Annotated in this window: 17 protein-coding genes and 7 pseudogenes; 13 read left to right on the top strand and 11 right to left on the bottom strand. The window is 68.4% G+C overall.

Going from position 1 to position 20,524, the window contains the following annotated elements:
• Positions 1 to 79 precede the first annotated feature (79 nt).
• The 4 genes and pseudogenes from ACIOC0_RS17105 to ACIOC0_RS17090 form a co-directional block, all read left to right on the top strand.
• Positions 80 to 883 (top strand): annotated as a pseudogene (locus tag ACIOC0_RS17105) (MFS transporter); the annotation flags it as partial.
• Between the two features lie 254 nt (positions 884 to 1,137).
• Positions 1,138 to 1,371: a hypothetical protein gene (locus ACIOC0_RS17100; protein WP_402155784.1), complete on the top strand. Its 234-nt coding sequence runs from the start codon at positions 1,138 to 1,140 to the stop codon at positions 1,369 to 1,371.
• A gap of 801 nt (positions 1,372 to 2,172) precedes the next feature.
• Positions 2,173 to 4,164, top strand: a complete 1,992-nt coding sequence (locus ACIOC0_RS17095) for a hypothetical protein (protein WP_402155783.1) — start codon at positions 2,173 to 2,175, stop codon at positions 4,162 to 4,164.
• Positions 4,165 to 4,513: 349 nt separating this feature from the next.
• Positions 4,514 to 4,890: pseudogene (locus tag ACIOC0_RS17090) on the top strand (ISAzo13 family transposase); the annotation flags it as partial.
• Positions 4,891 to 4,901: 11 nt separating this feature from the next.
• Here the strand turns inward: ACIOC0_RS17090 and ACIOC0_RS17085 are convergent.
• The 3 genes and pseudogenes from ACIOC0_RS17085 to ACIOC0_RS17075 all read right to left on the bottom strand — a co-directional run.
• Positions 4,902 to 5,198, bottom strand: coding sequence for a hypothetical protein (locus ACIOC0_RS17085; RefSeq protein ID WP_402155782.1), 297 nt, complete (start codon positions 5,196 to 5,198; stop codon positions 4,902 to 4,904).
• A gap of 31 nt (positions 5,199 to 5,229) precedes the next feature.
• Positions 5,230 to 5,484: pseudogene (locus ACIOC0_RS17080) on the bottom strand (helicase associated domain-containing protein); the annotation flags it as partial.
• A 25-nt stretch (positions 5,485 to 5,509) separates the two neighbouring features.
• Positions 5,510 to 5,563, bottom strand: a pseudogene (locus ACIOC0_RS17075) (hypothetical protein); the annotation flags it as partial.
• Positions 5,564 to 5,806: 243 nt separating this feature from the next.
• Between ACIOC0_RS17075 and ACIOC0_RS17070 the strand changes: the two are divergent.
• Positions 5,807 to 6,202 carry a helicase associated domain-containing protein gene (locus ACIOC0_RS17070; RefSeq protein WP_402155781.1) on the top strand — a complete coding sequence of 132 codons (396 nt, stop codon included), beginning with the start codon at positions 5,807 to 5,809 and terminating at the stop codon, positions 6,200 to 6,202.
• A gap of 317 nt (positions 6,203 to 6,519) precedes the next feature.
• Here ACIOC0_RS17070 and ACIOC0_RS17065 read toward each other — a convergent pair whose 3' ends face one another.
• Positions 6,520 to 6,906 carry an STAS domain-containing protein gene (locus tag ACIOC0_RS17065; RefSeq protein ID WP_402155780.1) on the bottom strand — a complete coding sequence of 129 codons (387 nt, stop codon included), beginning with the start codon at positions 6,904 to 6,906 and terminating at the stop codon, positions 6,520 to 6,522.
• A 246-nt stretch (positions 6,907 to 7,152) separates the two neighbouring features.
• Here ACIOC0_RS17065 and ACIOC0_RS17060 point away from each other — a divergent pair, with 246 nt between their 5' ends.
• Positions 7,153 to 7,392: a YozE family protein gene (locus ACIOC0_RS17060; RefSeq protein ID WP_402155779.1), complete on the top strand. Its 240-nt coding sequence runs from the start codon at positions 7,153 to 7,155 to the stop codon at positions 7,390 to 7,392.
• A gap of 177 nt (positions 7,393 to 7,569) precedes the next feature.
• On the opposite strand, the gene ACIOC0_RS17055 is transcribed toward ACIOC0_RS17060, so the two are convergent.
• Positions 7,570 to 7,767, bottom strand: coding sequence for a three-helix bundle dimerization domain-containing protein (locus ACIOC0_RS17055; protein WP_402155778.1), 198 nt, complete (start codon positions 7,765 to 7,767; stop codon positions 7,570 to 7,572).
• Positions 7,768 to 7,916: 149 nt separating this feature from the next.
• Complete coding sequence (locus ACIOC0_RS17050) at positions 7,917 to 8,174, bottom strand: luciferase family protein (protein WP_402155777.1); 258 nt, start codon at positions 8,172 to 8,174, stop codon at positions 7,917 to 7,919.
• A 305-nt stretch (positions 8,175 to 8,479) separates the two neighbouring features.
• Here ACIOC0_RS17050 and ACIOC0_RS17045 point away from each other — a divergent pair, with 305 nt between their 5' ends.
• A complete protein-coding gene (locus tag ACIOC0_RS17045; protein ID WP_402155776.1) occupies positions 8,480 to 9,601 on the top strand; it encodes a PP2C family protein-serine/threonine phosphatase in 1,122 nt (373 codons plus the stop codon).
• Between the two features lie 273 nt (positions 9,602 to 9,874).
• Here the strand turns inward: ACIOC0_RS17045 and ACIOC0_RS17040 are convergent, their stop codons facing one another.
• Positions 9,875 to 11,443, bottom strand: coding sequence for a hypothetical protein (locus tag ACIOC0_RS17040; RefSeq protein ID WP_402155775.1), 1,569 nt, complete (start codon positions 11,441 to 11,443; stop codon positions 9,875 to 9,877).
• A 539-nt stretch (positions 11,444 to 11,982) separates the two neighbouring features.
• Here ACIOC0_RS17040 and ACIOC0_RS17035 point away from each other — a divergent pair.
• Positions 11,983 to 12,648 carry an IS3 family transposase gene (locus ACIOC0_RS17035; RefSeq protein WP_402155774.1) on the top strand — a complete coding sequence of 222 codons (666 nt, stop codon included), beginning with the start codon at positions 11,983 to 11,985 and terminating at the stop codon, positions 12,646 to 12,648.
• A 189-nt stretch (positions 12,649 to 12,837) separates the two neighbouring features.
• Here ACIOC0_RS17035 and ACIOC0_RS17030 read toward each other — a convergent pair whose 3' ends face one another.
• Positions 12,838 to 13,770 (bottom strand): LysR family transcriptional regulator, encoded by a 933-nt coding sequence (locus ACIOC0_RS17030; RefSeq protein ID WP_402155773.1) that lies wholly within the window; start codon positions 13,768 to 13,770, stop codon positions 12,838 to 12,840.
• A gap of 255 nt (positions 13,771 to 14,025) precedes the next feature.
• Here ACIOC0_RS17030 and ACIOC0_RS17025 point away from each other — a divergent pair, with 255 nt between their 5' ends.
• Together ACIOC0_RS17025 and ACIOC0_RS17020 are read left to right on the top strand one after the other, a co-directional pair.
• The gene (locus tag ACIOC0_RS17025; RefSeq protein ID WP_402155772.1) at positions 14,026 to 15,549 is read left to right on the top strand and encodes an MFS transporter; all 1,524 of its coding nucleotides are present in this window, start codon (positions 14,026 to 14,028) and stop codon (positions 15,547 to 15,549) included.
• A gap of 31 nt (positions 15,550 to 15,580) precedes the next feature.
• Positions 15,581 to 16,276 carry a siderophore-interacting protein gene (locus tag ACIOC0_RS17020; protein WP_402155771.1) on the top strand — a complete coding sequence of 232 codons (696 nt, stop codon included), beginning with the start codon at positions 15,581 to 15,583 and terminating at the stop codon, positions 16,274 to 16,276.
• Positions 16,277 to 16,324: 48 nt separating this feature from the next.
• Here ACIOC0_RS17020 and ACIOC0_RS17015 read toward each other — a convergent pair whose 3' ends face one another.
• Complete coding sequence (locus tag ACIOC0_RS17015) at positions 16,325 to 16,684, bottom strand: hypothetical protein (protein ID WP_402155770.1); 360 nt, start codon at positions 16,682 to 16,684, stop codon at positions 16,325 to 16,327.
• Positions 16,685 to 16,737: 53 nt separating this feature from the next.
• Here ACIOC0_RS17015 and ACIOC0_RS17010 point away from each other — a divergent pair.
• Positions 16,738 to 17,229: pseudogene (locus ACIOC0_RS17010) on the top strand (IS6 family transposase); the annotation flags it as partial.
• 164 nt (positions 17,230 to 17,393) lie between these two features.
• On the opposite strand, the gene ACIOC0_RS17005 reads toward ACIOC0_RS17010, so the two are convergent.
• Complete coding sequence (locus tag ACIOC0_RS17005; RefSeq protein WP_402155769.1) at positions 17,394 to 17,573, bottom strand: hypothetical protein; 180 nt, start codon at positions 17,571 to 17,573, stop codon at positions 17,394 to 17,396.
• Between the two features lie 334 nt (positions 17,574 to 17,907).
• On the opposite strand from ACIOC0_RS17005, the gene ACIOC0_RS17000 reads away from it, so the two are divergent.
• Together ACIOC0_RS17000 and ACIOC0_RS16995 are read left to right on the top strand one after the other, a co-directional pair.
• Positions 17,908 to 19,263, top strand: coding sequence for a hypothetical protein (locus ACIOC0_RS17000; protein ID WP_402155768.1), 1,356 nt, complete (start codon positions 17,908 to 17,910; stop codon positions 19,261 to 19,263).
• A gap of 402 nt (positions 19,264 to 19,665) precedes the next feature.
• Positions 19,666 to 20,019, top strand: a pseudogene (locus tag ACIOC0_RS16995) (DUF6233 domain-containing protein); the annotation flags it as partial.
• Between the two features lie 154 nt (positions 20,020 to 20,173).
• On the opposite strand, the pseudogene ACIOC0_RS16990 reads toward ACIOC0_RS16995, so the two are convergent.
• A pseudogene (locus ACIOC0_RS16990) lies at positions 20,174 to 20,431 on the bottom strand (transposase); the annotation flags it as partial.
• Positions 20,432 to 20,524 lie beyond the last annotated feature (93 nt).

Below are 20,524 nucleotides of genomic sequence, written 5' to 3'. Positions count from 1 at the left end.
GCTGGCACCCGGGTCTTCCCTGGCAAGGAAACGCAGCGCCCTCCATGGGCAGTGAGCCGAACATCGGCGAGTCGGGCAGCTCGTCATCGCCCGCATGGCGCAAGGAATCGCCGCCGGCTGCCTTGCTCCGCAGAATCCTGCGCTGATCCAACAGATGTTCACTGGAGCCGAGCGTGCTCGTGCCTTCGGGTTGTTCGGCGCCACTGTCGGCATCTCCAGTGCGGTCGGTCCGATCACCGGAGGCGTCATCCTCGCCTTGGCCACCGGACCCCAGGGCCGGCGCTGGATCTTCTTCGTCAACGTTCCCGTGGGTGCCGTGGCACTCGTACTCGGCTACCAACTGCTGCCCCGCGTCGCCCCGGGCAAGAGGGGACACCTCGATCTGTCGGGCGTCGCCCTGATCGGTTGCGGTGTCCTGGCAGCCCTGCTGCCGTTGGTCAAAGCCGACTCCGGCGGCGTGCGCCGTCTGTGGTGGCTCTTCCCGGTAGGGGCACTGCTGCTGGTCGGCTTCGGGCGATGGGAGCGCAGAGTCGCAGCCCAAGGCGGCGAACCGCTGCTGCATGCAAGGTTGATTACGGAAACCCGTGGCTATGCGACCGATGCCGGCCTGGCGACGCTCTACTTCATGGGATTCAGGGGTGTGTGGATCGTGTTCGCCCTGTTCTTCCAAAACGGCCTGGGCTATTCGCCGCTGCAGTCCGGACTGGCCGTGACACCGTTCACGGTGGGCTCCGCGGGAGCGGCCGTCGTAGCCGGACGGCTTGTGGAGCGGATGGGCAGGCTGCTGACGGTGCTCGGCCTGGTCGGTGTCGTTGTCGGGCTCGCCGCAGCGGCGCTGCTGCTCAGGTTCGCCCCGCCATCGGACGCCGTCTGGGCCGCTGCAGCGTCGCGCAGGACGGCCATAAGAGACCAGTTTGTAACTTAATGTTCGGTTCATCACTGGGCTCGGGTGGGAGGTGCTGTTCGGTCCTCCGTGCCGGAGAAGAGTGCGAGGCGGCCCACCAGGGCTTCATCAGCAGCCTCAGTGTTGTCGCCGGTTCCCCGGCTGGGCTGCACCCTTGACCTCAACCTCGGTTGAGGCGCAACACTCGGCGCACGGAGATCACAAAGAGCAGCACCGTTCTCTTCCGCAATACCATGCGCATCACGGACGGTCACCTCGACGGTTTCCGGCGCGCCATCGCGCAGGCGGTGGCATTCGCTCAAGAGCACGGCCCTCAGCTCATGGTCGCGGTCTTCATCGACGAGGAGCGGATGCTGGCGCACAGCTTCCAGCTCCACCGCGACTCCGATGCCATCCGCGCCCACTGGCGGCTCTCGGATCCGGTCTCCGCTGCAGCCCCTCCGATGAGCTCGGTGCTTACCGGGTAAGCACCTGAGTTGTCTCAGCGCCCCTTGCGCGCGGGAGCGAGCATCGAGCGCAGCTCACTCCTCCGGGAACTCAGCTGAAACGCAAAAAGCCCTGCCTCCCGGTGAGAGGCCGGGAGGCAGGGCTTCAGGGTGCGGGTGTCAGGCCGCCCAAGTGGCGGGCACGTCTTCGTCGGGGTTGGGGATGCCGGCTGCGGTCACCGGAGCGGCCGGGTGACGCATCGCTGTGATCGGGACGGCTCCGGGTTCGGCGGCCGGTGCCCAGACCATGCGCCAGGTGTCGTCCCACTCGCAGCCGCAGGCGTGGTCCCGCTGCGGGTGCGGGTGCCCTAAGAACACACCCCACGTCAGGACCGCGCGCGGGATGCGGGTGATGAGGACCGCCGGGTCGTCGCCCGGGTACAGGGACTGGTGAAGAGGCGGTATTCCGAGCCTGCGCTATTCGTGCGTCATAGTTCGACTTGGTCATCTCGGTGGACTCCACCATCGTGCGTTCGCATCAGCATGCCGCGGGCGTCGGTACCGATCCGTCGCCGACTCTCGCGCCAACCCGGAACACGAGAGTGAAACGCCGTGGCAGAGCATTGTCGGAGGCCTGGCGGAGGTGGTGCATGCTCGCCGTATCCGTGATGCCGGCCGGTGGGAAAGCAGTCTTCCCACTCACCTCAGACTTCGCGTAAGCGGCGCGACAACTGGCCAATCCAGTTACATGACGCATATATCCCCACACGCTGTGTATTGATCTCCGGGAAGGGCTGACGGCCGCAACTGGTCGTTACCCATGGCTGTGGGTGAGGAGTGGGTATGACGGTTGAGGAAGTCACGCCGGCGGAAGGTGCTGTGCGGTTGAGGGAGATGCTGCGCGGCCCAGTGGCCGCGAGCGAGAGCCGGTTCATGCGGGGCCTGCGGCAGGGGCGGGAACAGGGCGAACTGGTCGGAGCGGCGCTGCACGCCGCCGAACGGTCCCGGCAGGGGAAGGCCCCGACTGATTTGGAGCGGGTGCTGCTCAAAGCCTTGAGTGATCTGATGCCGCAGGCGGATGTGCATGCGTGCGGGCAGGAGTACCGGTCCGCGGTGGCGGATCTGGGGGTGCTGGACATCGTGCCCGCCTCCGTCACCTCCCGGCCGCTGACGTCGGGGTACACACTCGCCAATTTCAAAGCGCGCCTGCCGGCCATCGGACGGGAGGCGGTCACGCTGCCCAACGCGGCGATCGTGGACCCCGCCGCGCTGGCAGACGGTCGGGCGATCGACAGCGCGCAGTTCACGGCGGCCCTTACCGAGTTTGGTTACGGGGCGACCGTGTTCAATCGTCCGCCGGTGCCCTCGGAGGAGCGGGGCAAGCCCGTGCCCGGCTACCGGGCCAAGGTCGAGTTCGACAGCTTCTACGTCCGGCGGGCGGTGGGCGATCAGTGGGGCGGTAAGGACGAGATCTACTGGACCGTCGCGGCTGCCTCCGACAAGCACAAGGCTCGCACCTACAAGTCCGGGGAGTTCGGCTCGATCAGGAAGGGCGACACTCGCTCGTTCAGCGGAGCCGACCGGGTGGTCTTCGACGGGCAGGCCGGCACGCACTTGGGCCTGCACGTCGCCGCATGGGAGGCCGACCAGAGCAGCTCCGAGTGGTACAACAAGCTTTTCGAGGTCCTGCAAGAGGTGGTCGACGGACTGCACATCACCGACCTCCTCAACAACTTCAACCCCACCTTCGCAGGTGAACTCCTGGGCTATGCGCTGGAGATCACGAAGCTGTTCATCTTCCTCAAGGAGTATCTGCGCAACAAGGACGACTTGTCCTGTGAACGGCTGTTCTTCTTCGACCGCCACACCCTGGTCACCCTGTACAACCGCGGCCGGGACACCTGGGAATTCAACGGCGAAGGCCACCACTCCCTGCGCATCCGCTACACCGGCGAACGGCCGGTCTTCCCCGCGGGGGCCCTGGAGTACGTCACTCTTTCCGGCTCCGGCAACTCCACCACATCGAGCGCACCCGTCGCCCTGGGCTGGACCAGCGCCTCACCCCCGGCACTCGCCTCCTACGCCGGCAAGCTCTACGCCTCGTACGTCCGTCCCGGCGACCGCGCCGTGATGTGGAGCGCGCTGGACAACGGCACCTGGTCCGAACCCGCGCAGATCGTCTACTACGCCAGCGACTACGCCCCGGCCCTGGCCGTGTTCAAGGACAAGCTGTACATGGCGCACACCGGGACCGACGGGGCGCTGTACGTGTGCAGCTATTCGGGCAGTGGAGGATGGGGCGCGGTTACCCAAGTGCCCCACGTGCACACAGAACGCGCCCCGGGCCTGACCGTCGACGGCCCGAACGTCCCCGTCGTCCGCGAGCGGCTGGTGGTCATCCACCGCACCGGCAACGGCGAAGCCATGACCCACTCCTCCCGCTACGGCGAGGGGGACTGGTCGACACTGGGTGACTGGCGCGGCCGATGGTCACCGGCGCATGGTCCGTTCTCGATCGCCGGCTACAAGGACGCGATCTGGTACGCCAGCCGCACAGCCGACAACCACAACCACGCCGGCTGGGGCATCTCCCAGGGTGCCCACTACGGTGAACTTGCCCTGCCTTCGAACTGGGTTACCCGTGACTCGCCGACGATCGCCGTCCACGACGGCAAACTGTGGCTGGCCGTCCGCGGGACAGATAGCAATCTGTGGCTCCTGCACACCACCGGTGACACCTGGCAGAGCGCATCCTCCGTCACCGTCGGCGCCATGGAAGGTGAAACGGCCCTCGCCTCCCACAACGGCAAACTCCATATGATGTACCGCCGCTGATACCCCTCACGCACCAAGGGACGCCCAGACCCTTCGTAAGTGCGGCGGCATCGGGCTTTCCCGATGCCGCCGTCCCGGAGCAGACCGTGCCCAGACCATGCGCCAGGTGTCGTCCCACTCGCAGCCGCAGGCGTGGTCCGGGTGCGGGTGCCGTAAGAACACACCCCACGTCAGGACCGCGCGCGGGATGCGGGGGCTGAGGACCGCCGGGTCGTCGCCCGGGTACAGGCACTGGTGAAGAGGCGGTATTCGAGGGTTGCAGTATTCGCCGTAGAGCGAGCAGTTCCGCACCCGGCTCGGTCACGTCAGCGGTGACAAGGTGTGCAGGCCGCCTCGGCCGTGCGGCAGGGAGTGGGACCACGCTCTCCTGTCCGACCCCCTCCTGACCGGCATGTCCCGGCAGCAACTGAGCGATCTCATCGACACTTTGGCCGTCGACGACGACGTCAAGCGCGGCCGCCCGCCCCGGCTCGCCTTCCCTGACCAAGTCCTGGCAGCCGCCCTTCACCTGCGGGTCGCCCCGGCCGCGGAACCCCTCGCGGTGCTGTTCAAACAGCAGTCGGACCGCCATGCACCGCACCCTGCTGAAAATCAGGACACTGCTCAAGGCGCACGGCATCGTCATCCCGCCCGCGGCCACCCCGCCCTCCGCCCTCCGCCCTCCAGGCTCGGGTTCAAGCCCTGACCAGCGACCCCAGCAACATGATCAAGACAACGTGTTACTGATCTGCAAGCCCTTAGGACGACGCTCCGCCCGCCGCGTCCCATGCTTCCAGGAAGTCGGACAGGGCGCGGCGTTGCTGTTCCTCGCGTGCAATCTGTTCGGTCAGGACGTCGCGGTCGACGTACGGGGCGACGGCGGCGAGCACCGGGCGCTGGAGTTCGTCCGGCTCGAGGGCTTCGACCTCCCACTGCACGGATCGGCGTGGTTCGAAGCCGTAGAGGGCGGCGAAGGCCGGCCACCGGGGATCGCCCTGCTTGTCCTCGGTTGCGTGCAGCCCGTATGCGCGCACCCGCTCGTAGGTGAGCAGCACCCCGGGTCACCGAACTGGGGTCGATGTCCTCCAGCTGCTCGCGCCGCTCCTCCGACAAGGCACCGGCCGCCGACTGAACCGGCAGGCCCTCGGCACGCCGCTGCTCGATCTCCTGCGCCTTGCGGGCGGCGGCCCGCGTGTTCTTCAGCCAGATGCCCACCCGGTATCCCTGGTAGGTGGCGTCCAGTGGTGCCAGGAGGTGGCCCGCCTCGGCCGGCCGGGCCCTCCTCCCACGCGACGTCGAAGTGCGACCAGACCATGCCGAGCTTCTCCAGCTGCTCGACACGGTCCTCGTCCATGTGCCCGCGGGCGTAGAACCTCCTGGCGTCGGCGATCCATTGCCCCAGTGGAAAACCGGCGAGCACTGCCGGCCACCCCTCGGCCTTGGCCTCCTGGTCGTCGCGGCCGGGAACGCGGAACGTGAACGGCACTTCAGGTCGTCGTGCTCACGGGCGTAGATGACAGCCGCCTCGATGCCGCGCCGCCAGTGCACCGGTTGCTGGTCCCGTCGTGGTGCCCGGCCTGGCCTATCGAGTGGCAGCGCGCCTTCCATCTGGCCCGGCAGCACCTGGAGGCCGGCGGCGCGCTGCCGACGGAACCTGGCACCCATGCACCGGGGCGAGGATCTGGGGCGGTGGGTGCGCTCGGTCCGGCTCGGCTGGGACAAGCTCACGGGCGTGCAGCAGTGGATGTGTGAACAGGTCCTCGGGATCGAGCCCGCAGCCGAGAACGAAAAGCCCCAGCCGCGCCGCACCCAGGCCGACAAGTGGGCCATGAACTACGCGGCCGCCCGGCAGTACTACGAACGCGAAGGACACCTTCGCGTACCGCGCAAGCACATCGAACGGATCGTTGTCGGCGACGGGAAGGGTGGCAGCGGCAAGGACCAGGAGGAGCGACAGCTCCGACTCGGAGCATGGATCGGGAACCAGCGCAGCCGAGCCGCGACACTCTCTCCGGAGCGCGTGGAGCAGCTCTCCTCCATCGGCATGCGCTGGACATAGGAGGCGAGCGGCGGGCCGCACGGATGATCCGTGCGGCCGTCGCCTGTGCCTGCGTCCGTCAGATACGCCGCAGCGTGGCGGTCTTTTCTGGCCGGCTGCGTTGATGGCACGCTCCAGCACGACCCGGGCGGCTTCCTGCCTCACGGCTTGGGCCGGCAGCACCCGGGCCTCAGGGTAGTTCACTCGAGCAGTCGCCGGCGGCTCGGACAGAGCGGTGTTGATGTATCTGTCCGCGCACTCGATGACTCGCTCGAGTCAAGCCCTGATGCACTGGGTCCGCTCGATGCGACCGCTGATGGTGTTGGCGAGGCGCGTGGTTAGCGAGTCGAGTGCCTACCGATCCGCAGGGAGTGGATGACCGAGCCCTGCCGCGTTCCCCCAACCTCGATCACAGTTGCCTTGTCCAAGCCGGCATGCCGCAGGGTGCGCAGCACTGCGCGCCGTCCCCCGCGTACGGCAGTTGCACCGGAGTGTTCAGTCACAGCTCGCAGCAACGCATAGGCGCACGCCAGATCAATTCGGGTAGCACCACTCAGGTTCAGCACCCAATGATCGGCCTTTCGCAGGTGCGGATCAGCGAGCTGCGCTTCCAGGTCGCGAAGCAGGACGGCGCTGACATCTCCGGACAGAGTCACTTCGGCATGCTGGCCATCGATCGCAGTGATCACCGCACCCGGCGGCACGGACTGTGGTTCTGCTGCCACGGCTGCCTCCCACACGGTTCGAGTGCGTCCTTCCAGTCCAGTCTGCATCTGCAGGGAAAGGCACTGGCCAGCTGCCGGCGGCTGAAGCAGGCCTTCACCATCAGGGCTCGGGCGGAGGAAAACGGCAAAGGCACGGATGACAGCGCACGAGCGGGTGTATACCGATCATGGTCGAGCGCCACTCACCACGGGCGCTCTGCACGGCACGGCAAGGTCCACGGTCGCGTGAAGAGGAGCCCACGGGCGATGCAGGGTTTCCAAAGATGGCTCACCCAGTTCCAGCAAGCCCGCACACCGCTGGGAGACCTCGCCCGCCTGGCCGCCACTGACCCGGCCTGGCCCGACGGCCCGGACCGGCTGCCCACCTACTCCGACTACATGGAACGGGCCGGCGCCTCCGCGGCAGCGCTGCAGGCCCTCGTCGACGCCTGGGTCCAGTACGCCTCGCACGACCAGACAGCCACAGCACACCCACCCCGCCGCTGACTGACTCCGGCCCGGCACGGATGTTCACGGGGACGGCCTCGACGGGCAGCGCGTCGCGCCCATCAGCGGCACACCGGGCCTTCACCTGAACCTGCATCGCGTCCGTTCCGTCGCCCCGTCACGTACAGGGTGTACCCCGGAATGGAGCTGGGTTGGCCGGACGCCTGAGGCCTGCCGTCAGCTGCCGAGAATGGCGCGGACCTTGCGTTCGACGAGGACGGGCACAAAGTCACGTACGGGCCGGTCCTCGAAAGATGCGTGGGCCGCGGCGACAGCAGCCTCGACCTCGGCGGGGGATCGGGTCGTGCTGTATGCGGCGGTGAGGCGCTGGGTGAGTGCCTGGATGGCCTCTTCCTCGCGTTGGTCGGTCGCCACTGTGCTCTCCTGACCGGGAGGGTCCGCTCAGCCGTCACCGGCATGCTCGGGCGCGAGCATCACGCCGAAATGACCCTTACATGGCTGGGGCGGTGCGTCGTCGAGATCCGGTCGTCTCTGGAGGGCGTGGAGGACGACGCTGACCAAGGTCATGAGCGATCGATGTCCCAGTCGCACTCCAGGCTGATGGTCGCCCAGTGCGAGCCCGGCACGAGCCGGATGGCGCTCGAGCGGCTCAGGTAACACCCGAAATGCTGGATCAACCTGGCGAAGAGGTGGAGGTCGGCATGTCGGCCGGAGTGGAAGTGCGCGATCTCGACTGTGGCTGAGCGCAACGCACGGCCAGTACCGCAGCTGGGCTGGGCATCCGTGGGGTCCGGCCGAACCGCGAATTGCGCCAAGGGCACGCGAGGCCGTGGTCATGACTTCATCTTGCAACGCTCAACGGCTGTCGCTCAAGGCTTGAAGGAGACGCAAGCGGCCACTTCCACGGCCGCAACCACGCCACGCCGTCCGCCCTACTACCAAGCGGGCGGACCGACTCGGTCCCCGATGCAGGCCGCACCGACCTCAGGCGTCGCCGAGCGAGCAGGCCGTTTACGCCGTCGGCGACCTGCTGTCCTGGGCGACTGATGAACACTTGCGACTCATGCAGACCCGACCCGCGGAGCGGCGCGTCCCCGTACGCGGAGCCAGGTGGAAGGCTTGGGGCATGGCTGTTCGACCATGGCTGGATGTCCGGCGTCTCTGGCGGCCGGGTCATGCTCCCGCGCTGATCGTGATCCCGTTGGGGCTGATCGTCACTGTCTGTGTAGTGGATGTGCTGGCTCCACCGCACATCCACCTCGGTCCGCTTCTGGTGGCCGCACCCGCGATCACCGTGGCGTTCGCCGGCGCCCGTGTGACCGCGCTGATGGGAGCTCTTGCGGTAGCGGCCCAAGTCCTGATCGGCGTACTCAGAGGAGTCCTGCCCACCGCCAACATCCAAGCCCAGATCATCGCCCTGGTCGTCGTCTCCACCGCCTGTGTCGCCGTCCGCGTGGTGCGGGACCGACGTGAGCAGCAGTTGCACCAGATGCGGTCGGTGGCCGTGGCAGCGCAAAGTGTCCTGCTCCAACCCCTGCCCGCTCGCGCTGGCCCGCTGCAGATCGCCGGCCTGTACCTACCCGCCGAGGAGGAAGCCGACCTGGGCGGAGACCTGTACGCGGCCGCCCGGACCGACCACCACAGCACCCGCCTCCTCATCGGCGACGTACGCGGCAACGGCCTGGGCGCGATCAACAACTCCGCCCTGCTGCTCGGTGCCTTCCGCGCAGCCGCTCACCGGCAGGCCACGCTGCCCCGCCTCGCCGTCCACCTGGACGGCGCGTTCCGCTGGGACACCAGCCAGTGGCGATCACAGGCAGAGCAGGACACCACCGAGGACTTCGCCACCGCCGTACTGCTCGACATCCCCGACCGCGATCCGGTCGTCCACCTCGTCAGCTGCGGCCACCCACCACCGCTCCTCCTGCGCGGAAAACACCTCACCCCGCTCGCGCCCGAGGCCAGCCATCTCCCGATCGGGTTCGGCGGCCCCTTCGGCATCACCGCCTACGACGTCCAGACGTTCTCCTTCCAGGCTGGCGACTTGCTGCTCCTCTACACCGACGGCGTCACCGAAGCCCGCAACTCCGACGGGCTCTTCTACCCCCTCGCCGAACGAGCGCCCAAGTGGACCGAGGACGACCCCGACGAGCTCCTGCACCATCTCCAGGACGACCTGCTGGCCCACGTGCACGGACGCCTCGACGACGATGCGGCCGTCGTCGCGATCCGCCGCCTGGCTGTCTGATACACCTGCAACGGCGACACCAGCCGCTGGAGCTCCCGCCTGGTGGTCTCCAACGTCCTGAGGCTGTGTCAGAACCGGTGATCGTGTGACGTTCCGTGACTGGTTGCAGCAGCAGCCCTGATGTGGGCGACTGCGTCGAGAAGCCACAGCCCTCGCCGCCCTTCACGTCCGCGACTCCAAGAACGCCGAAGGTCCCGGCTGGCGCTGAGCCGTGCGGTCTGGGTGCCGTTCGTATCCGCTCTGTCGACGGCGCGGTAGCCAGCCCGCTCCAGGTCACCCCGAGGCCAGCTGCTCCGCTATCTCCGCGATCCAACCGGACTTCTTTGCAGGGTCGTTGAGGGTTTCGGCCCACGCGTCCGGCTCCAGCTTGTGCTTGGCGGGGCCGCATTTGAGAGCGATGAGCAGGGACCTGGCGGACTCCCGCATTTCGGCCGTGGTGTTCCCGGAGATGTCGGGGCCCGCCGCCAAGGCGTAGATCTCGCGCGCCATGGCCTGGCGTTCGCCCTTCGACACCTTCTTCCAGAACTTCATCGCGTGCTGCAACGACTCCGTGCGGGAGGCGGCCTCCGCCGGGGTCTCGCCCTGCGGCGCCCAGCGCTCGGGGTGGTGGACCTCTTCGTAGCGCTTCGTGGCGGCGCGGAGCGCCTTGTACATGGTGACGCCGAGGACGAGACCGGCCCCGGCCCCGGCGAGGCCCCATCCGACCGGGTTGCTCGCCAGCCCGACTGTTCCCGCCGCGACCGCCGTCACGACGCCGGCTGCGGCCTTGACGGACTCGCCCCCGCCGCCGGCCGTCTCCTTGCCCATCTTGGTGAGCTGCTTCTTCTTCGCGTACTGCTGCACCTTGCTCAGCTTTTCCACGTCGATTTCGGCGCGCTGGAGGTTCTCGGCAGCGTCACGGGCCTCACCCATCGCCTCCCAGGCGGCGTCGATGGCCTCGGAAACGAGCTCCAGCCGTCCCGGGCCCTCATGCTTCCAGTAGGCGTCGAGCGCGACGTAAGCCTCTGCTGCGGCCCAGCCCGCCTGCTCCTGCGACTCGTTCAGCCGTGCCAGTGACCCCGCCTGGACGAGGTGCGGATCTCCCAGCTTTTTGACCTGCTTGTACTTGCTGGCTGCTCCCCCGATGCGAAAGGCGGACCGCATCGCCTTGATCGCGCCGATGGAAGCGCTGGCGATACCGCTCGCCTCGGATGCCACCGCGGCGTCCGCCGCCTTCTGGATCTTGGTCACCTCCTTGGCGATGGCGGCGCTGTAGCTTCCCGAACTGGCGGCGCCGACGACCGTGTCGGCCCCCTTGGTCTTGGCCTTCTTCGTCGCCGTGTGGTGGTTGGCCCCGGTCTCGTGCTTCTTGGCGCCCTTCATGTTCTTGTACGCGTCCATGCCACTGACCACGGTGCCGGCGGCCTCCGTGAGGAGGTTGCCCGACGCTGCAGAGGTCCCCGAGGCGGCGGCGGAGTGCTTGAGGCCCTCGTTGGCCGCGGCGGCGGCCTGCTGGGTCAAGGCCGCGTTGGTGGGGGTCTGGAAGCCCTTGACGAAGGTGTCGATGGGTTCGAGATTCTTCTTGAACCTGTCGAGGAGCGCGGCGATCCGGTCGCGATAGTTCTTCTTCGCCGCGGGAGACGCGTCGCCGTTCGCCGCCGTATTCCCTCTCTCGGTGTCCCGGACGCGCTGCACCGCCGCGGTCGTGGCTCGGTTGCCGGCGCGGGACTGCATCTCCAGGAGGGCGCGCTCCGGCGAGCGTGCCGACGTACTCCCGGTCCGGCTCCCTCCCTCACGGTGCCGGGCTGACGTCAGGACGGCTGCGGACTGCCGTGCCGAGGTGCGGTGGATCGGCGTGCTCATGGATGTACCTCTCCTGTACCGGACCGGGCGAGGCGAAGGTAGCCAGACCTGGCCAACAGGAGGGGTACGGCGGAGAAATTCCCCACGCACGCTGCGGGACACGCCAAAGGCCGGCGGCGCGCGCACCAGGCCGTTGCGGGCCTGACGCACCGTCGTGTCACGTGCGCGGGCGGGTGGCAGGGTCAACCGACCACTCCCGGTGGGTGGTGGTGTCAGCGGCGGGCGTCGATGTGGCGGGGTCACGGTCGCGGTCGCGGCACCATGACTCGTCGGCCGGATGGGCGGCGTCACTTCCGCGCTCGGCACCAGCACGCTGGAAGACCTGCACAAGAAGCCCGCCCACCGCCGCGGCATCCCCGGCGTAGCCGACTTCCTGGACTACACCGACACCGAATGAGCGCCCACGATCGGCCTACGTGGAGACCGGTGTCCGGTGTCCGGTGTCCGGACAGGGATGTCACCCTCTGTCAGGCGATGACCTTCCCTTCCCTTGACGTTAGAAATCGCGAAAAACGGGCGCCGCGGCGCTGCGGGCCTGGATGACCCGCTGGACCGCCGGCGTCGACAGCCCGCGCTCCGTCACCTCGCACTCCCCCAGCACAACCATGCCGGACCCGGCGGCGGCCAGGGCCCCGGACCTGCTCGACCGCGAGTTCGTTGCACCGGCACCGAACCGCACCTGGGTCGCCGACTTCACGCACGTCGCCGCCTGGGCGGGCGTCGTCTATGTCGCCTTCATCGTGGACACGTTCTCCCGCCGCATCGTCGGCCGGTCCGCGTCGCTGTCGAAACAGACCCAACTCGTCCTGGATGCCCTGGACATGGACCTGTGGCAGCGCGACCGAGACGGCCGTCCACCCATTCCCGGCGAGTTGGTGCACCACTCCGATGCCGGCTCGCAATACACATCATTTCGCCTCGCCGAACACCTGGACTCGGCCCGGATCGCGGCCTCGATCGGGTCGGTCGGCGACGCCTACGACAACGCGCTCATGGAGTCAACGATTGGCCTGTTCAAGACCGAGGTCATCAAGCCGCAGCGGCCATGGAAAACGCTGTCGCACGTCGAACTCGCCACTGCCGAATGGGTCGACTGGTACAACCACCGCCGGCTCCACGGTGAGATCGGGCACATTCCACCCGTCGAATACGAAGCCAACTTCTACCGAGCAACCACGAATCCCCAGGTCACAGTCAACATCTGAAATCTCTGTCGAACCCGGAACGGTTCAGGGGAACGACGGGCCGACATCCATGAGGCCTTCCTCGGCCTCGCTGTCTGCCTGATCACCCACCGACACGTCCAGAGGCTTTGTTATGGCCGGTAAGCAATGGATTACCGGCCGGGCGGCCGGCGAACGGGCGTGCGGCTCGGCGGCCAAATCCCGGCCGTGTCAGTCCCGTTCGTGCGCCTCCGGTTCGTCGTGCTGCTCCCTGACGACCTGACGCACACAGCCGCGCAGCCAGGCGTGCGCGCTGTCGGCGTCGAAGCGGGGATGCCAGGCCTGCGAGATGCGGATGTCCGGCAGGGCGGCCGGGATGGCGAATGCCACCAGCCTGAGCGCTTCCACCGCGGGACGGCACAGCTTCTCGGGCACCATCACCACCACGTCCGCGTCCCGCGCGACCAGCAGCGCGGCCGCGAACGTCGGCGCCGACGCAGACACCGTGCGGGTCAGCCCCGCCTCGGCGAGCAGCTTGTCCACCGGCCCCTCCAGCCGGCCGCGCCGGGACACCACGAGGTGCCGGGCCGCGGCGAACCGACGCAGTGTCACCCGGCCCGACGCCAGCGGGTGGCCGGGCCGGACCACGCCCACCAGGCGGTCGTCCAGCAGCTGTTCGATGCGGGTCTCCGGCGGTGCCTCCCCGATAACCCCGATCTCCAGCGCAACGTCGCCCTGGCGCAGCCCGGCCGACTCGGTGGGCGCCTCGGCGAACAGGCGCAGGGCGACCCCCGGCGCCTCGCGGTGCACCTTGGCGAGCAGTCTGGCCCCCACCGCGTGCACGATCTCGTCGTGCGCGACGAGGGTGAACGCGCGCACCAGGGTGGCAAGTTCCGGCGGTTCGCTCGCCGTGAGCAAGGACTGCGCCTCTTCCACCAGGGCGTGCACGCGGGGTCGCAGCGTCTGGGCGCGGGGTGTGGGCACCATGTCGCGTCCGGCGCGCACCAGGATCGGATCGCCCAGCGCGCGCCGGATCCGGCCGAGCGTGCGGCTCATCGCAGGCGCGGACACGTGCAGCCGGCTCGCTGCACCGGTCACGCTGCCCTCCTCCAGCAGTGCGTCCAGGGCGACCAGCAGATTCAAGTCGAGGTTCACCGATTGCATGCCGCGCAAAGTATCAGTGCGGACAGGTCACTCCACTCAACGTCACCTCTCCTGCCTGCGTCTTTGCGTCTGGGTAAATCATTCCTTGTCAAGCATGCACTTGAGTGTCAGGGTGCCCTTCCCTAGCTTGGAGGGCGAACGCGGACGCTGCGACGAGTACCGGGACAGCCCGATGTCCGCTGTCCGACGGGGCGTCGTCGCCCCTTCCCCGCGCCCCTTTCCCGTTCGTCCTTCCCTCAAGGAGCTTGAGCCGTCGTGCCCGAAACATCCGCAAGGTCCCAGTCGGCGACCGCCGTCCCGCAGGCGTCAGGCGACAGCCAACGGCAGCAGAAGGGAATCCTGGCTCTGCTGTGCGGGTGCGTCGTCTTGGTGGTCGGCATGGTGGCGGCCATCAACCTGGCCATCCCCAAGATCGGCGGCAGCGGCCTGCATCCGTCGTCGTCGCAGATGCTGTGGATCGTCGACTCCTACGTCATCGTCTTCGCCGGGCTGCTCATCCCCGCCGGAGTGCTCGGCGACCACTACGGCCACAAGAAGGCCCTGGTCGCCGGTCTGACCACGTTCTGCGCGGGCTCGGTCGTCTCCGCGCTGGCGCCGGGCACGGCCGTGCTCATCACCGGCCGGGCCGTCACCGGCGTGGGAGCGGCCCTCGTGCTGCCCCCCAGCCTGTCCGTCGTCGTCCACGTCTTCGCTCCCGCGCAACGCCCCCACGTCATCGCGACCTGGACGGCCATGACCGGCCTCGGCGGTGTCATCGGCAACCTGGGCGGTGGCGTACTGCTGCAGTTCCTGTCCTGGCGGGCGCTGTTCTTCGCGGCGGCGCCAGTCGCGCTCGCGCTGCTCGTCCTGGTCGCCGTGGCGGTGCCGTCCACACCCAAGCGCGACGTCACCCCGGACACGGTCGGCTCCGTGCTGCTCGTCGCCGGGTTCCTCGCCCTGCTCTACAGCATCATCGAGGGCCCGGAGAAGGGCTGGTCCTCCGTGCCCGTCCTGTCCGGTTTCGCCGCCGCGGCACTGCTGCTCGCCGCCTTCACCGCCTACGAGCTGCGCCGCACGCACCCGCTGCTGGACCCGCGGCTGTTCCGCCTGCCGAAGATCCGAGCCGGCGCGCTGGGCATCGGGGCCACCTTCTTCGGAATGTTCGCGCTCTTCTACGTCAACGCCCAGTACCTGCAGTACGTGAAGGGCTTCTCCGCGCTGATGACCGGGCTGGGGATCCTGCCGCTCGCCGTCGGCATGCTGCTGGTGTCCCGCCGCAGTGTCCCGCTGGCCAAGCGGTTCGGGGCGAGCGGCCTCGTGGCGGTCGGCATGCTGTGCATCGTGGCCGGACTGCTGCTGCTCTCGCTCGCCGACCGGCACACCCCCTACCCGCTGTACGCGCTGTTCCTGGTCGTCATGGCGGTCGGTGCGGGCCTGTCCGCCCCGTCCCTGTCCTTCGGCATCATGAGCTCGCTGCCGCCCCACCAGGCTGGTCTGGGCTCGGGCATCAACAGCTCCACCCGCGAGCTGGGCAGCGCCCTCGGGGTGGCCGTCGTCGGCACCGTGCTCAACACCCAGTTCACCGACGCCCTGCCCGACGCGCTGCGGGAGCGGGTGCACTCCACCGCCCAGGCGTTGGGCGAGTCCACCTCCCTCGGCACCGCCGAACATCTGCGCGTCGTCGACTCGTTCGCGCAGGCCATGGACAACGGCTACCGGATGGTCGCCGGCGTGATGATCGTCGTCAGCGTCCTCGTCCTCACCTGGATCCGCAAGCGGGACACCGACCCGTCCGCCTGATCCACCCCTCACCTCGTCCGACTGGAGAACCATGCTGTCCCTGCGCTCCCGGCGCGCCGTGCACACCGCCACCGTGTCCGCCGTACGGCCCCTCACCTCGCGGATGGTGCGCGTCACCGCCGTCGCCGAGTCCCTCAAGGGCGTCGAGGTCCGTCCCGCCCAGGACATCGAGCTCTTCCTCCCCTACGCCGCCGGCCGGGGCGTCAAGCGGCGCTACACCATCCGCGCCTCCCGCCCCGATACCGGCGAGATGGACGTCGACGTCTTCCTGCACGGGCACGGCCCCGGCAGCCGCTGGGCCTCCACCGCACGGCCGGGTGACACGATGGAGTTCGTCGGACCGCGTGGCAAACTCGAACTGCGGCCCGCCGACTGGCACCTGTTCGTGGGGGACGAGGCGTCCGTGCCGGCCATGGCCGCGCTCACCGAGGCCCTCGGCGAGCGGACCACGACCCTGGTCGTCGCCGAGGTCACCGACGCCTCCGACGAACTGCCCCTCACCGCCACCAGCGTGTGCTGGCTGCACCGGGGCGACGAGCCGGCGGGCACCTCCGCTCTGGTCGAGCCTGCGGTGAGGGCCCTCGCCCTGCCGCCCGGCACGGGCCGGGCCTACCTCCTCGGCGAGAGCCGCGTCGTCAACCAGCTGCGTGCCCTGCTGCCGTCGCTCGGCGTCCCGGCCGACAACCTCTTCGCCAAGGGCTACTGGAACCGCCCCGGCCGCGGCTGACCCCGCTCGCAGACGCGGTCCCGGACGACCGAGAGGTGAGGGCGCCGTTTACCCCCGTCCGGTGCCTCGTCCGGGACCGCCACCGCCGCACGAGCCGGCCTTCCCCTTTTCGGCTCGTGCGGGCTGCCCCTCGGCCGGGACGGCGAGCCGCGCCGCCGTGTCTGTCGGTCGGCCGGCCGGCCGATGACGGTGGTGTAGGTGGGGGTTCATCAGGTCGGGCACGGTCCAACCGGACTCGTCGTACTCCGACAGGCACTGCTCGACCAGCTCCTCGTGGCGGTCGAACCGGCCGTTCTTGCGCTGAGCGGTGAGCGCGTCGATACGGATCTGCTCGTGGTTGTCGGCGTAGGTCATCTCGTACAGCTCCCAGCGGCGGCCGAACTCGGTGCCGACGGCGGGCACTGTCACGTTGCTGACCGGTGGGATGATCTTCTGGTTGATCGTGCTGGAGGGGGCTGTCTGTGGGGTCCGTGTCGCTGTCGCACAAAGGGCACCGGTACCCGGTCGAGGTCATCTCCCACTGTGTGTGGCTGTACTTCCGCTTCCCGCTGTCATTGCGCGAGGTCGAGGAGTTGATGTTCGAGCGCGGGATCGTCGTCTCCTGAGAGACGGTCCGCCGCTGGTGCGCCAAGTTCGGGCAGGCTTACGCCAACGCGCTGCGCCGCCGGCAGCCTCGGCCCGGGGACAAGTGGCACCTGGACGAGGCCTTCATCAAGATCAACGGGCGGTTGCAATACCTGTGGCGGGCCGTCGACCAGGACGGCAACGTCCTGGACATCCTGGTGCAGAACCGCCGGGACAAGGCCGCGGCCAAGCGCTTCTTCCGCCGCCTGATGAAGAGGACGGGGGCAGTGCCGCGGGTGATCGTCACCGACAAGCTCCGCTCCTACGGCGCGGCCCACCGCGAGGTCATGCCCTCCGTCGAGCACCGCTCACACAAAGGCCTGAACAACGAAGATCGCAAAGTCGGACTGGAGTACTAATTCGCTTCGCGTAGCCGATCGCGGTTCGGGATCAGATACGGCACGGCGGATGACGGTTGGGCCTGGCCCAAGCATCTGCACCTCGTCCCTCGACCCGCCCGCGTCTGCGACGTTGCTGCCGAACGCGCGCCGGGTCATGTGCGGGGCACCTTCCGCGACAGCTTCGCCCGCCGCCCCAGCCGCTCGCCCATCGCCTCCGGCGGCATCGGCGCCCCAAGCGGCTCGCGGAACAGGTTCACCAGCAGGAAGTCGCTGCCGGCCGCCCCGAGGATCGCGTACCGCTCGTCCAGGTGCTGGTCGAATCCCACTGCCACGAATACGTGTTGCCGACCGGCACACTCAACTCCACGCGCCCGCGGATGGTGTCCAGAGTTCATCGATCAATCGAAGCTGGACCGGTGGCTGCTCTGCGCCTGTCGCGAGGAGTGCGCATCTGCGGCAGACCACGCAGAGCACTTTGAGGCATTCATGGGGGATTCGGCTTTGCCTTGAGCTGGACATCGCTACTGTTTGCATGCAAGCCAACACGCATAGTGCCGATCCGTGCGAACCGATACAGGCGAGCAGTGGGCAGGGCTTGGACCGTCTGTGACGGGCCGGGGCAGGTTCAGGCTGTGACTCTGCTGTCACGGCAGACAGGAGTGCAGGGTGGCGACAGAAGAAAAAGCAGCGCGGGAGAGCGGCGTCCTTGAGGACGGCAGCCGGGCGACACCCGCGTCGCAGGAGGAAGTCACCAAGGCGGAGGTGGCCCGCAAGGAGCTCGGCGCGCGGGGCTACGACGTCTCGGTCAAGACGTTCTGGTGGGGTTTTGAGATCCACCTCAACGCTGAGGCGGCCGCGTTGGCGGGCGACATCGCGGAACTGATCGGTGACGTGGCGGGTGAGGCGTTGCCGTCGCCGATGAACAAGATCGTTGAGGCGTACTGCAAGATCAAGGCAGTGTGGATCAAGGAGGTCGGCCAGACCTACGGCTGCAAGCTGGTCTCCCCCTGGATCGCTCCGGGCATGCTCATCCCGATCAGTCTGAAGCCCAAGGAAGACACCAACCTGTGGTGGACGGTCTACGAGACCCGGGAGGAATGGAGCAAGGACGAGAAGTTCACCGCCCACCACAGTGCCTCGAATCCGGCGCTGGCTGAACACCAGGGCAAGCTGTACTGCGCCCACCGTGGCTCACCGTCCGACTCCAGGCTCTGGTGGACGGTCTACGACCCGGACAAGGGATGGAGCGAGGACTCGTTGTTCGGGGCCCATTCGAGCGAAGGCGGACCGGCACTGGCCTCCTTCGAGGGGAGGCTCCACTGCGTGCACCGGGGCAGCGGCAACGACAAGAACCTGTGGCACACCACCTTTGACCCGGCCACGGGAAGGTGGAGCGCCGACACCCCTCTCGGCGCCCACTCCAGCTCCGTGGGACCAGCCCTGGCGGTGTTCGGCAACGAGCTTCACTGCGTCCACCGGGGCAGCGACTCGGCACACCTGTGGCACACCACCTGGACCCCATCCACGGGATGGACCCGCGACGTCAGGCTGAACGTCGGTACCTCGGCGAACCCGGCCCTGGCGGTCTACGACGGCAGGCTCCACTGCGTCTACCGCGGCAACAACACCACCGCCCTGCAGCACATCAGCTACAGCGCCAGCGCCGGATGGGGTACCGAGCGCCAGCTGAACGCCCATCACAGTTTGGAAGGACCGGGCCTGGCCGTGTTCGACAGCAAGCTGTACTGCATCCACCGCGGCCACGGCGGCAACGACCAGAAACTGTGGTGGGCCACCTACACCACCAACGGCGGCTGGAGCACCGACAAGGACTTCCCCGCCCACTCCAGCGGAGCCGGTCCCGCGGTGATCGCCTACCGCGACAAGTACGGGGACAAAAACCAGCTCCTCGTCGTCCACCGCGGCTACGGCAACCGCGCCGCCGGCACCGACACCGCCGAAGACGAAGCACGCCTCGCCGAAGAACAACGCGCATGGGCCACAGCGACGGCCACATCCTGACCTGAGCCCAGGACGATCCGGCGAAGGCTGCCCCGGGCGAGTGCCGGGCCACGGCCGGATCCTGCGACTGCACCCGATAGGCATGCGGGGGAAGGACACCGAACGGCAGATCGGCCGATGGAACGATCTGCCGTACTTCCCTCCCCGCACCCGCAGCAGCCAGGAATGTCCGGCGTCGGTGAACTCTGCTCAGCCGTCGAGCAGCCTGAGCCGCAGCCGCTGACCGATGACATAGCGGCAGGCCTGCGCGCGGCCCCCTAGAACATCGTGGACGGCATCCCCGCCGCCGATCCGAGACGATGCGGCCCCGGTGCCGACGACCAAACCCTGCTGGACCGGGCGGAATAGGCGCACCCTTGGAATACTGCCCCTCCACCAGTTGTCCGGCAGTGTGGAGCCCGCTGGTACGTGGTGTGGGTGCAAGCCCCGGACCGTGCGAAGCCGGTGCCCGGCGTCTCCTACGACCACGTCCCCACGACCCGACTGCAGCCGCCGTCGACGGAGCAGCAGATCCTAGGAGAGCGCCGGCCGTCGGGCTGGGTCCTGCAGAAGATGGACGGCGGCGGCCCCGGCCGGGGCGTCATCCACGCCGTCGACTGCGAGGAAGCACCCGCCGGGGCGCCGTTGCTGACCCTGGGCTAGGCACTGGACGCTGCCGAGCATCCCGGCACCCGGTCGTGTTCCCTGTGCAGCGCGGCGACCGAACTGGGCCCTGTACTCAAGGGCTTCGACCACGGTTTCGACGACGGCGATTAGCCTCCCCGTTTCAGTTGGCTCGGCTGAGCCGGGCTTGTCGCAGTGGCGGGGGCTGTCAGCTATGTCTCGCCCGGTGGGCTTGGCTGGGGGCCGACGCTCGGTCGGGTGCTCCGGGGTTCCTCGGGTAGTGGTCGGTAAGGGACGAAGTCAATGGTCAGGTGGCCGGTCTTGGTAGGGCCGCGAGGCAGGAGAAAGCGTTCGCCAGCTCGTGCCGCCAAGGCCAGGTGGCGGCGATCTTCAGGTGGAGGCGGCGGCCTCCGGGGGTGAGGCGGGCGGCTGCGTGCAGCAGCCGGTAGCGGAGCTTCTTGGGCTCGGCATCGGCGAGTTCGCCGTGCAGAAGCAGGGTGCGGGTCCAGGCGAGCAGGTCGATCGCGGTCAGGGACAGCTCCAGCCAGGCCGCGTTGACCTGGAAGAGCCGGGAAGGACGGTGGCGGGATCACCGCCAGGTCCTCGAAGGCATCGTGTTCAAGTTCCGCACCGGGGTGCCCAACCGGATAGCCGGGAC

It is taken from the genome of Streptomyces sp. NPDC088254 (assembly GCF_044740925.1).
In the GTDB taxonomy this organism is placed as follows: domain Bacteria; phylum Actinomycetota; class Actinomycetes; order Streptomycetales; family Streptomycetaceae; genus Streptomyces.
This window is presented reverse-complemented; position numbering and strand designations above follow the sequence as displayed.

Coding starts and splice junctions, on each gene's coding strand:
- ACIOC0_RS17030 (WP_402155773.1), bottom strand. CDS start 13,770: ATGCAATCGGTGAACCTCGACTTGAATCTGCTGGTCGCCCTGGACGCA.
- ACIOC0_RS17060 (WP_402155779.1), top strand. CDS start 7,153: ATGCAGGGTTTCCAAAGATGGCTCACCCAGTTCCAGCAAGCCCGCACA.
- ACIOC0_RS17040 (WP_402155775.1), bottom strand. CDS start 11,443: ATGAGCACGCCGATCCACCGCACCTCGGCACGGCAGTCCGCAGCCGTC.
- ACIOC0_RS17100 (WP_402155784.1), top strand. CDS start 1,138: ATGCGCATCACGGACGGTCACCTCGACGGTTTCCGGCGCGCCATCGCG.
- ACIOC0_RS17095 (WP_402155783.1), top strand. CDS start 2,173: ATGACGGTTGAGGAAGTCACGCCGGCGGAAGGTGCTGTGCGGTTGAGG.
- ACIOC0_RS17045 (WP_402155776.1), top strand. CDS start 8,480: ATGGCTGTTCGACCATGGCTGGATGTCCGGCGTCTCTGGCGGCCGGGT.
- ACIOC0_RS17035 (WP_402155774.1), top strand. CDS start 11,983: ATGACCCGCTGGACCGCCGGCGTCGACAGCCCGCGCTCCGTCACCTCG.
- ACIOC0_RS17070 (WP_402155781.1), top strand. CDS start 5,807: ATGCACCGGGGCGAGGATCTGGGGCGGTGGGTGCGCTCGGTCCGGCTC.
- ACIOC0_RS17020 (WP_402155771.1), top strand. CDS start 15,581: ATGCTGTCCCTGCGCTCCCGGCGCGCCGTGCACACCGCCACCGTGTCC.